We start from the raw sequence: 9140 nt of genomic DNA on the forward strand, positions 1-9140 counted from the left end.
TGACATGGTCAAATACGTATCTGACACAAAAGCGGGCAAGAGCATTTCCGCTTACATCATCCTCAATAAAAAGGGTGAACATGTTGCAACCGTTAAGGCGCATTTCAGCGACGGCGGCACGTGCCTTGTAAATGTTCATGACGACAAGGCCGGTTTCCAGCGCGGGACAGCCAGCGGCTTCGGCTATGACAAATTCACAAGTGCGTTGTCCGGCCTTACGATTGACGGCCACGAATTGACCGGCCATTGCAGCCGCGACGGCGCGCCTAAGCCTCCAAAAGGTCGCAAGACATTCCCGCACGATGTAAAGCCGCGCAAAGGGTACTCTTTCGCCAATTATACCACTATCAGCCGTGAAACCGGCAATACGATCTACCGGGATGAATGGATCAAGCGGGCATATGAGGAACTTGGAATTGCCGACGCCAGCAACGACGAGAAGAACGCACGCTGGAATGAAGTTGCCGAAAAGGCGCACGACTTAGAAACTACGTGGCGCAAGTCGGAAGATTGTGAAGCCGGTTATTCAAGTTGCTTTCGACTCTCCGGTCTCGATTATCTGAAAGCCCTTAGTTATCGCGTCATTCAGGCAATTTAGTTCCGCCTTGCTTTTCACGTTTTAAGAGGAATTCACTATGCAGACTATTCGAGTCTATACCGGCGCCATGCCTGAAACGCCGCTCTTTTCCGTTTACCTTTGCGCCTTGCGCGGTGCGAAAGCCTTAAAGGTCCTCATTCAGGCGGAACCCGGCAAGCCGCATCGGCATGCCAGTGACAACGCCATGGCATTGGCCCTCAAAACACAAGACGCGCCAGAAAGCGCATTTGTCGCCGTCTACCATGAGAACGTAACGCCAGACGCTTCCAGCCGTTACGGCGCACCCATGGGCAGGATATCGGGCAACTTGGATCATTCCGATTATTCGCTATGGCGGGCGAAAGCAGTTCCACTCAATAGCGGCGGATATGATCGCGGCGGCGCGTACTGGGGGCTTAGACCGCGTGGGCAGCGGCTGTTTTCCGTTCAAGACGGCATGGGAAATGTTGCTTTCGTTGATGCACGCGACGGCAAAGCCGCAATCGAAATTGCCAAGGGGGAATGACGCACATGTTTGACAATTCCACCCGTGCCGCATGGGCAAGCGGTTGTATTCAAACCCATGCATTCGCCACGCGCTCACAAGGCGAGAACTCCGCAACACAAGCCCGCGACCTTGTCGGCAACGTCTGGCACTTCTTGCGGCTTGAATGCGGAATGACACCTGAAGCCGCAACCGCTCAAATTGAAATGGCGCTCGAAATGGCCCGGCAAGAATACCAGGAAGACAAGGATTGAGCCATGAAACATGTAACTTGGCATATCGCAAACTTCGCTATCACCTCATACGGCAACGGGCTGGCCTATGCCGTCACCAATGAAGCGGACGGACGCGAATTCTTTTTGCAGGGCGACGACGCCACCACATGGCGCGACCAATATGACGCAGCGGACGAGTCGAGCGACGAAACAGCCCTGCCCGCCTTCCTTCACCAAAGCATGAGCGACTACGCCACGGCGTGACGTTCCTTGAACGGCTGGCGCAATCCGGCCGTTGCGGGAATTTCACGACAAGGAGTCCCATCATGACAGAAAAACCGAAGGGTGAAGACTGGAAACAATATGTTTGCGTCAACGCCACAGCCGCCCCTTATCTAAAAGCCGGTGAAACCTATTGGCTTAGAAAGGTTCGAAACGGCTGGCTCGAGGATACCGGACTTTCGCGGTTCGCTACCTTTCGTTTTGAAGAGGTGCCCGCATGACTTATGCACTCCCTATCGGACCCGGCGCACAGATTCCCTATCGGTATCTGTCGCGCCATGTCGGCATTTTCGGCGCCACGGGCACGGGTAAAACCACGACGCTAGGAGCGATCGCGGAACGCTGCCCGTGTCCGGTTTTGGTGCTGGATGCGAAAGGCGACTTGGAGTCGCTAGGCTCATCTCTCATATGCCCGCAAATGCGCATCGATGATTTGGGGGCGGACTTGATTGCACGCGCCTTGAACCTGTCGGAAGCGCAAGCGGGCGCATTGGCTATTGCTCTTGCATGGGCTGAAGATACAGGTCGCGCCGTTGCCACGTTGCAGGACTTGCGCCAGCTCTTGAACGACGCCACACGGGCGAACCTTTCCGATTCCTATGGCCTGATATCACCTGTTTCCGTTGCTGCCGTTCAACGCGCCATGTTGCGACTCGAGCGCGGGGCGGGATGGGCTTTCGGCGGTGCACGACACGATCCAAGGGACACGGCAGGCATAACCGTTTATGCCGCGTCAGAGCTAACCCACCTGCCCGGCCTCTATGGCGCGTTTGTCGCTCATGTGCTGGATTCGCTTTACCGTGGACTCGGTGAAATTGGCGACGCTGGCACACCTGGACTCATGGTCTTGATAGATGAGGCCCATCTAGTTTTCGACGGCGCAAGCCCTGCCATTGTGCAACGTATCGAACAAATCACGCGGCTTATTCGATCCAAGGGAGTCGGCCTGATTTATGTCACGCAAGCGCCGTCCGATTTGCCGCATGTGATTAGCGGACAATTGGCGACCCGGATCCAGCACGCCTTGCGCGGGGCGACTCCAGTTCACCAAAAGGCATTGAAGGCAGCGGCTGATACCATGCCGGGCAATATCACGGCTGCCGACATTGCAGGACTCGCAACAGGGCAAGCAATCGTTTCGGTTCCGAACGCCAGCGGCGCACCAATGCCGGCTCGCAAGGTTGCCGTGTCGCGCGGCTCCAAACCGCTGCATAGCGTGGGTGTCGCGCGGCCTGCCGTTCAACTGGCAACCGTGCCGACTGTCTCGAGCGAAGCCGTCTATGCTCCGGACGTTGGACGATGGGATAGGTTGCGCGGCAAGTGGTATTTCTGGCCGTCGGCAATCGCCATTGCTTTGTACGGTTTTGCGGCGATATCTAACGCAATGAGTTAGGAGTCGGCACGGCTAGGACCAACATTGCTTTGATTGAACCCGCCCACCGTGGCGGGTTTTTTGTTGCCTGCCGCCCTGCCGCCCTGCCGCCCTGCCGCCCTGCCGCCGAGTGTGGCTATGCGTAATGTTATTACATATCAAGCGAAAATCAGACCAATCCCGTAGATTTTCAGTCGATCCGCTGGTCGAGGTCGACCTATACCCCCTCGGAGAAAATCAGACCCCGGAGAAATCTCAACAGGTGCCGGCCTCGGAGAAATCTATACGTCGGAGAAATAGAGCTTCCAGCCAAAAACCAAATCGAATACGTTGCGCGCTCGATCCGTGGACGTGGGGGTGAGGATGTTTTTGCGCAGCACTACGGTCATTTTCCTGGCGTTGAATGCGACTGCTTACGCAGCTGAGATCGATAGTGAGCAGGAGCAACAGATCAAGCAGGCTGTGAAGGGTGTCTTGAAGGATCCGGATTCCGCGCAGTTCAAGGATTTTCAGCGCGGCCGGCATCGCGGATACGCCAGCGAGGATCGCAATGCAGCGAGCTATGTGTGCGGCTTCGTGAATGCGAAGAACTCGCTTGGCGGTTATACCGGATACGCACCATTCTCCTACGACACTCGCTCAGGTGCGGTTGAAATCTACCAGGTTAACGGTTTCGGCACGTGGGAAGGTAAAACTGGAAACTGCGATTATACACTTGGGCTGCTTTGAAGGACGTCCCAGAAAAATCGGGACGTGTTCGCAAATCCACAATTGGAATAGCTATTAGTAATCGCTTATTATCCTGAGCTGCGATTGGGTTCTCTCGGTTGCATTCCAGATTGTTGTCCCATCGCAACAATAATAAAGATTTCGTCCGCACTTCAACCTTTGAGATAGCGCAATCGCTCGAAATGCGTTGGAAACATTGGAGTTCGCGTTAAACCGTTAATGATCAGCGTTACATTTTGGAATTGCATAACAATCAACAAAAAGTTGACTGGGTCGGCGTTTTGAATTACATAATTGGCATGCAAATGAGCAAAGGCGTTTGCGGAACCATAATTGTAGGTTCCCGTTTGCTCGTGGAAATGCAAGGAGAAGCATCATGGTAGCACTGCTGAAGGAAGATGGCGAGTTCACTCCCATGCCCGTCGTGCGCGACACCACCATGCTTAAGCAGTTGTTGGACTCTATGGAATCGAAAACGGCTGCTCCATCGGGACTCGTATCTGCTATTCGTACAGCTAGAATAAAGTACGCTGTCGTTTCTAAGTAAGCATTTATGTCGCAAATCGTTATCAATTTCGAGCCTCTCGATGGTCACCCGCGAGAGGCTTTTGCTTGCAAGTTTCGTCCAATCCAACATTTCTTTCGAAAACACGCTGAGGAAAATCATACTTCCTATACGCAGCGTGTTTTTGTGGCGTGCCAAGATGGCCAGAACGAACCTCTCGGTTTTTATAGCCTTACCCTTATGACGTTTCAGGCCGGCATGACGGAAGAAACTGAGAAGCGCTACAAGGAACGTCACGTTCCGACCATCTACCTTGGAGCCATTGCACGCGACAAGAACCTGTCCGATCCGGGTTTTGGAGCCCTCTTGATCGAAGATGTTTTGAAGCGTTGCCTCCTCGTGCGCGAGAACGTTGGCGTCTATGCGTTAACGCTACATGCGGCTAACAAGGAAGTCGCCGCGATTTACGAAGCTTACGGATTCATTCGATTTGCCAACGGTGAGAGCAAAGACGACATGCCCGCGATGTTCTTTCCGCTGGACAACGCTGCAGCGGCCCTAAGCGAAGCCTGACTCGTTACCACGGGAGGTAACCACCTCAGAGAAATCTCAATAAATTTCACTTCTCAGTTGACTTACGTTTAATTCGTGCAATATTGCTCACTAAACGTGAAACACAAAGGAGACGTGACTACGATGAGACGATTGATGTTTTCCGCAGCAACTGCCCTGCTTGCATCCATAGGTTCCGCTATCGACCTCGCACGCAGTCTTCCGATAGTCCCGCTGCACCGGACGGCTGATTTCCGCCGACCGAAGACTCGTCGCACCGGACGGAAGTACCCGCATTCTTCCAAACGTCAGAACACTCGTATTGCTCGTCAGCTCGCGGCTGGCCAGCTCCGCTTTACGTCCTGATTTTCAACTTTTAAGAGGAATTCGCAATGAGCATGCTTCTGTACATCTTCGCAACCAGTGCTCTGACCGCATTCCTCTTCAGCGTGCTCGTCGGTCGTTTCGAGAGGGATAAATGATGACTTTCTCCCGTGATGTCGAAATTGCGAGATTATCTCACGACCGAGCCACCGCGAATTTCGAGCTGCAATGCGTTGAAGTCGACCGCATCACTGCCGCGATCAACAGCACGGTGAGTTTACTCCTATCCCTCTCGATCACAGCGGCGGCCTCGCTTTTGGGGCTGCTATGAGACCTGAGCCCAAGACCGCCGAAGAATTGCTGGCCCACTATGCTGCTGTGCGTCGTCGCATCTACGGCGCACCGAAAGTTGTGAATATCGCCGCAAAGCCGAAGCCAGCGCCAGCGAGACCGAGCGGGCTGACATCGAAGGAACGAGTGTTGGCACTGTTTTGCCGGCGCACCGGCCTTTCGGAAGAGGTGATCGTCTCGCAAAGCACGCAGCAGCGCATCGTTCTCATTCGACAGGCCTGCTTCTACTGGATGGTGCGCAGAACCTCGTCCAGCCTCGTCGAGATCGGAAGATTCATCGGAGGCCGGGATCACACAACCGTTCGCCACGGCATTCGTCAGTACCCGGCGAAGCGCAAGGCCGTTGGCCGCAACCTCAGACCGGTGCGGAGCATACGATGACTTCCAACCGACAATTCAACCCAACAGGAGACAACATGAAGAAGCTTTTCATCGGAGCGGCGCTCGCGTTCGCTTGCATGTTCACCAGTCCCGCTGCGGCTCTCACACTTTGCACAGGTGCCGCAGACCAGCCCTACGCCGCAGCAGGTGAAATGATCCGCGCAGAAGCGAAAGGAGCAGGCCTGACCGTTGACGTTGTCAAAGACACGGGCGGCACCTGGGGCAACATCCAGCTCAGCCTTCAGGGTAAATGCGATGCGTTCGTGGGGCAGCCTGACGGACTGGCCTATCTCAAGCGCACCGAGCCTGCCAATGCCGCCAAGTTCGTACCCGTCGCCGATCTGCATCGCGAATATCTGCACGCGCTCTGCGGCAAGAACTCAGGAGTCGACGACATCGGCGACCTCGAGAGCGACCCGAAGAAGTATTCGATTGCACTCGGCGAACGTGGGTCGGGCGCTTGGCTCATCTGGCAGAACTTCATTTCGGAAGACGCTGATTATGCTCCGGTCCGTCAGACTGACGAGTCCGGTGATATTGCACTATCCTCGGTGAGCAACGAGCAGACGACCTGCACGTTGGTGCCGGCCGCGCTCGGCAACACGCTGGTTCGATCGGCCGACGAGTTCTACGGCGAGAGTCTGGCACTGGTCGGCGTCAATGACCGCGACTTCGACGACGCTGTCGATCCGCAGGGCAAGCCGCTCTACTCCTACGCGGAAATCCCGAGCAAGACCTACAAGAAGAACCTGCAGGGATGGTTCTCCGACAAGTCGACCCTGACATGGCTGGCGAAGGTCTACGTCAACAAGGACGCTGTCGCGGACCAGGCTGAACTGAAGACATTCATCCGCTCGGTCATGAAGGCGCGCGGCGGAATCGTCTCCAACTTCGGGAGCTGACCGTGGTCATCGCCATCCTCAACAATCTACCCGATCTGATCCTCGGATTCTGCTGGAGCAGCGTCCTCTTCTATGTCGGCCGGCGCTTCGAGCGCTGGAAGTCGAACTGAGCCTATTCGGTTTCCGGCAGGTCAGAGATGCCGGTTTCCCAACAGGTTCGCGGAGCAAGCGATGATCCCCGACAATCTCGTCAACGCCAAGGAATTCGACGACGTGCCACGGGGCTATCGTGGCCTCGGGCAATGCCTTCACGAGACGCATCGAGCGTACCTTTTTCAGTACTACGGCCACGAGGTTTGGATTCCGAAAAAGGTGCTCGTGAAGGCTGAAGGCGGCTTTTGGGCGCCAGCGTGGTCGATCGAGAGCAGCAAGAAACATCAATCAGGATCAACGGTAGACTATGACAAACAGAGACGAAATCTCGAAAGACGTGGATGAACTGCTGGCAGGTTGGTTTGATGGCGAACGCTATGCTGTCGACAAGAATGACATCGTCGAGCTGGTGTTGAAGCATAGCGCACAGGCTGCAGCACTGGTAATTATGGCGCTGAATCCGCCGATCGCAACACATCGTCACAAGAAGCGCGGCACGGAATACGTGTTGATCGGCGTCGGCAAAATGCAGGCTGAGAACTGGAAGTTTCCTCACACCTACCGCGACATGGGTGAAAGCGAGACCGACATGCTCTCAGTGGATATGCGCGAAGTCGCGATCTACCGCTCAATCGACGATGATTCCCTTTGGGTTCGTCCACGTGAGGAATTTGAGGACGGTCGCTTTGAAGCCCTCGGCTCGCTCCTCCCAACCGTCTGGATCATGAAAACGGTTGCCGGCGAGTTTTATCCAATCCAGCCGAGCGATAAATGCAAACCTGAGGACCATGGCAGGCTGAACGACCACGTCGTCAGCATCGAAGACCTGGAAGGCAATGTTCTTTGGAAAAGGAGCGCGCTATGAACCGCAACAAGCTACAGATTGCCGTTGCAGAAGCTCGCCGATTTATCGCACGCGCTGAAGCATTGCCGCCGCCCAAACCTTATGAGTGCGGTATCTCCACGATAATGTATGACAATTTCCCGCGTGAACAGGGTGCAATCAAACGGGCGAGCATGGACCTGACGCGGGCGCTCGCAGATTTGCGGAGACCGGAACGATGATGACCACCGAAACGCAAGCATCGGAAACGACCGTTGACGATCATCTTCGAAACCTCATTCAGCTTATGAAGCGTGGCGCGCGCCTAAAGCTATCAGATCTCCCTGACGATCCATCGTTTCTTAGCTCAAATATCGGTGGCGGTATGTCGCAGGCCATTGCCGAGCGCCTCGAAGCCGCCCTGTCCGCTGCGTACCCAGTCGATCTGCAATATCATTGCGACGTGTGCAGCGTGCCCGGATATGGTGATGCAAAATGTTCACCATTGTGCGACAGGTCGGCGGCGGCCGTTGGTGCTATGGACCGCGCTTTCGGAATGAGTGCCGCCGAAGCCCACGACCTGTTGCGGGTGAACGCAGGAGCGAAGCGCATCTACGATTGCGCGATTTCTGCCCTCTCCGCACAGGTACAGGACGCCCGCGAACCTATCCCGCAGAACAAAGAAACTCTGGATCAGGTTGCCGCAATCATGCTGCAACACGGCACGCCTGCACAGAGGGCCGAGGCTATCGCCTACGCGTCCGCCGCAGAGGTGCAGGACGTGGCGGGGTGGAAGCTTGTACCGACAGATGATGAAACCCGCTGCGTTGCAGACAGCGCATTGCCGCACGAAATGATCGAAGCCGGTATCCGCGTTCAAGAACAGGTGAACGACGACAACTGCAATTATGTCGCCGGGGAAACGACAGATTGGGATTGTGGTATGGTCGCCGTCGCCATTTACCGCGCCATGCTCGCCGCAGCACCCGCAAAGCAGGAGGACCGCATTCTCCACAAACACACAAATATCAGGAGTGGCGAATGAAGTTTCACCCTGATGTCCTGAAGGTACACGCGCAATTCGGCGGCGATTTGGAATCGATGCAAAAGTGTTACGAGCATTCCGATCTCGTCGCGGAAGTGAAGTTACTTCGGGAAGCATTGAGGCCTATGGCAGCGGTCGCGACCGATATTCCTGCTTCTTGGGATGACGACCATCAATGCGTTACCGCTTGCGGGCATTTCCGCCGCGCAGCGAGCGCCCTCGAAGAGTCAGTTTTGAGGGGAACATGCCTTGACCTTTAAGCTGACGCCGGAAGCGCAGGCGCGAGCGCAACAATACGAGGATTGGTCAAGCAGGAAACGAGGTGAAATGCGCGCGCTGTCAGACGAGAACCTGGTTGCGACTGCGAAATTCTACATGTCGCATATGGCGCCGATGCAATTCGCACCAGGTGAACCGGTCTACGACGCCACCATGTGGCACATCATCTTGCCTGAGATGATGGCCCGTGTCACCGGCAGGTAAG

The 9140-nt window shown here is 55.4% G+C and carries 18 protein-coding genes; all 18 read left to right on the plus strand.

Translation table 11 applies throughout. The features are described from left to right. Window positions 1-4 precede the first annotated feature (4 nt). The 18 genes from EM858_RS14400 to EM858_RS27140 all read left to right on the plus strand — a co-directional run bounded on the left by EM858_RS14400 (window position 5) and on the right by EM858_RS27140 (window position 9139). Window positions 5-598, plus strand: a complete 594-nt coding sequence (locus tag EM858_RS14400) for a hypothetical protein (RefSeq protein ID WP_127756989.1) — start codon at window positions 5-7, stop codon at window positions 596-598. Between the two features lie 37 nt (window positions 599-635). Beyond that, entirely contained in the window at window positions 636-1103 is a 468-nt protein-coding gene (locus tag EM858_RS14405) for a hypothetical protein (protein ID WP_127756990.1), read from the plus strand. 5 nt (window positions 1104-1108) lie between these two features. After that, entirely contained in the window at window positions 1109-1336 is a 228-nt protein-coding gene (locus tag EM858_RS14410; RefSeq protein WP_127756991.1) for a hypothetical protein, read from the plus strand. A 3-nt stretch (window positions 1337-1339) separates the two neighbouring features. Then, the gene (locus EM858_RS14415) at window positions 1340-1561 is read left to right on the plus strand and encodes a hypothetical protein (protein WP_127756992.1); all 222 of its coding nucleotides are present in this window, start codon (window positions 1340-1342) and stop codon (window positions 1559-1561) included. Window positions 1562-1623: 62 nt separating this feature from the next. Beyond that, entirely contained in the window at window positions 1624-1800 is a 177-nt protein-coding gene (locus EM858_RS27125; protein WP_164865432.1) for a hypothetical protein, read from the plus strand. Further along, entirely contained in the window at window positions 1797-2972 is a 1176-nt protein-coding gene (locus tag EM858_RS14420) for a helicase HerA-like domain-containing protein (protein ID WP_127756993.1), read from the plus strand. Before EM858_RS27125 ends, EM858_RS14420 begins: the two co-directional genes overlap by 4 nt. A 342-nt stretch (window positions 2973-3314) precedes the next feature. Further along, window positions 3315-3680 carry a hypothetical protein gene (locus EM858_RS14425; RefSeq protein WP_127756994.1) on the plus strand — a complete coding sequence of 122 codons (366 nt, stop codon included), beginning with the start codon at window positions 3315-3317 and terminating at the stop codon, window positions 3678-3680. Window positions 3681-4056: 376 nt separating this feature from the next. After that, window positions 4057-4227 carry a hypothetical protein gene (locus EM858_RS27130; RefSeq protein WP_164865433.1) on the plus strand — a complete coding sequence of 57 codons (171 nt, stop codon included), beginning with the start codon at window positions 4057-4059 and terminating at the stop codon, window positions 4225-4227. Window positions 4228-4233: 6 nt separating this feature from the next. Then, window positions 4234-4758 carry a hypothetical protein gene (locus EM858_RS14430; protein WP_127756995.1) on the plus strand — a complete coding sequence of 175 codons (525 nt, stop codon included), beginning with the start codon at window positions 4234-4236 and terminating at the stop codon, window positions 4756-4758. A gap of 457 nt (window positions 4759-5215) precedes the next feature. Next, window positions 5216-5392 (plus strand): hypothetical protein, encoded by a 177-nt coding sequence (locus EM858_RS27135; RefSeq protein WP_164865434.1) that lies wholly within the window; start codon window positions 5216-5218, stop codon window positions 5390-5392. Further along, entirely contained in the window at window positions 5389-5793 is a 405-nt protein-coding gene (locus EM858_RS14435) for a helix-turn-helix domain-containing protein (RefSeq protein ID WP_127756996.1), read from the plus strand. The genes EM858_RS27135 and EM858_RS14435 overlap by 4 nt, the downstream gene beginning before the upstream one ends. Before the next feature lie 35 nt (window positions 5794-5828). Beyond that, complete coding sequence (locus EM858_RS14440) at window positions 5829-6695, plus strand: TAXI family TRAP transporter solute-binding subunit (RefSeq protein WP_127756997.1); 867 nt, start codon at window positions 5829-5831, stop codon at window positions 6693-6695. A 171-nt stretch (window positions 6696-6866) separates the two neighbouring features. Next, complete coding sequence (locus EM858_RS14445; protein ID WP_127756998.1) at window positions 6867-7133, plus strand: hypothetical protein; 267 nt, start codon at window positions 6867-6869, stop codon at window positions 7131-7133. Continuing rightward, complete coding sequence (locus EM858_RS27320) at window positions 7096-7653, plus strand: hypothetical protein (RefSeq protein ID WP_205649548.1); 558 nt, start codon at window positions 7096-7098, stop codon at window positions 7651-7653. Before EM858_RS14445 ends, EM858_RS27320 begins: the two co-directional genes overlap by 38 nt. After that, complete coding sequence (locus EM858_RS14455; protein ID WP_127756999.1) at window positions 7650-7853, plus strand: hypothetical protein; 204 nt, start codon at window positions 7650-7652, stop codon at window positions 7851-7853. The genes EM858_RS27320 and EM858_RS14455 overlap by 4 nt, the downstream gene beginning before the upstream one ends. After that, complete coding sequence (locus EM858_RS14460; protein ID WP_127757000.1) at window positions 7850-8656, plus strand: hypothetical protein; 807 nt, start codon at window positions 7850-7852, stop codon at window positions 8654-8656. Before EM858_RS14455 ends, EM858_RS14460 begins: the two co-directional genes overlap by 4 nt. Further along, the gene (locus tag EM858_RS14465) at window positions 8653-8916 is read left to right on the plus strand and encodes a hypothetical protein (RefSeq protein ID WP_127757001.1); all 264 of its coding nucleotides are present in this window, start codon (window positions 8653-8655) and stop codon (window positions 8914-8916) included. The genes EM858_RS14460 and EM858_RS14465 overlap by 4 nt, the downstream gene beginning before the upstream one ends. A 67-nt stretch (window positions 8917-8983) precedes the next feature. After that, on the plus strand, window positions 8984-9139 hold the full coding sequence (locus EM858_RS27140; RefSeq protein ID WP_164865435.1) for a hypothetical protein: 156 nt from the start codon (window positions 8984-8986) through the stop codon (window positions 9137-9139). The last annotated feature ends 1 nt before the right edge of the window (window position 9140 follow it).

This window comes from Agrobacterium sp. CNPSo 2736 (assembly GCF_004005385.1).
GTDB classification, from domain to species: Bacteria; Pseudomonadota; Alphaproteobacteria; order Rhizobiales; family Rhizobiaceae; genus Agrobacterium; species Agrobacterium leguminum.

Coding starts and splice junctions, on each gene's coding strand:
- EM858_RS14445 (WP_127756998.1), top strand. CDS start 6,867: ATGATCCCCGACAATCTCGTCAACGCCAAGGAATTCGACGACGTGCCA.
- EM858_RS14415 (WP_127756992.1), top strand. CDS start 1,340: ATGAAACATGTAACTTGGCATATCGCAAACTTCGCTATCACCTCATAC.
- EM858_RS27125 (WP_164865432.1), top strand. CDS start 1,624: ATGACAGAAAAACCGAAGGGTGAAGACTGGAAACAATATGTTTGCGTC.
- EM858_RS14440 (WP_127756997.1), top strand. CDS start 5,829: ATGAAGAAGCTTTTCATCGGAGCGGCGCTCGCGTTCGCTTGCATGTTC.
- EM858_RS14465 (WP_127757001.1), top strand. CDS start 8,653: ATGAAGTTTCACCCTGATGTCCTGAAGGTACACGCGCAATTCGGCGGC.
- EM858_RS14460 (WP_127757000.1), top strand. CDS start 7,850: ATGATGACCACCGAAACGCAAGCATCGGAAACGACCGTTGACGATCAT.
- EM858_RS14425 (WP_127756994.1), top strand. CDS start 3,315: ATGTTTTTGCGCAGCACTACGGTCATTTTCCTGGCGTTGAATGCGACT.
- EM858_RS14430 (WP_127756995.1), top strand. CDS start 4,234: ATGTCGCAAATCGTTATCAATTTCGAGCCTCTCGATGGTCACCCGCGA.
- EM858_RS14420 (WP_127756993.1), top strand. CDS start 1,797: ATGACTTATGCACTCCCTATCGGACCCGGCGCACAGATTCCCTATCGG.
- EM858_RS14435 (WP_127756996.1), top strand. CDS start 5,389: ATGAGACCTGAGCCCAAGACCGCCGAAGAATTGCTGGCCCACTATGCT.
- EM858_RS14455 (WP_127756999.1), top strand. CDS start 7,650: ATGAACCGCAACAAGCTACAGATTGCCGTTGCAGAAGCTCGCCGATTT.
- EM858_RS27320 (WP_205649548.1), top strand. CDS start 7,096: ATGACAAACAGAGACGAAATCTCGAAAGACGTGGATGAACTGCTGGCA.
- EM858_RS14405 (WP_127756990.1), top strand. CDS start 636: ATGCAGACTATTCGAGTCTATACCGGCGCCATGCCTGAAACGCCGCTC.
- EM858_RS27135 (WP_164865434.1), top strand. CDS start 5,216: ATGATGACTTTCTCCCGTGATGTCGAAATTGCGAGATTATCTCACGAC.
- EM858_RS27140 (WP_164865435.1), top strand. CDS start 8,984: ATGCGCGCGCTGTCAGACGAGAACCTGGTTGCGACTGCGAAATTCTAC.
- EM858_RS27130 (WP_164865433.1), top strand. CDS start 4,057: ATGGTAGCACTGCTGAAGGAAGATGGCGAGTTCACTCCCATGCCCGTC.
- EM858_RS14410 (WP_127756991.1), top strand. CDS start 1,109: ATGTTTGACAATTCCACCCGTGCCGCATGGGCAAGCGGTTGTATTCAA.
- EM858_RS14400 (WP_127756989.1), top strand. CDS start 5: ATGGTCAAATACGTATCTGACACAAAAGCGGGCAAGAGCATTTCCGCT.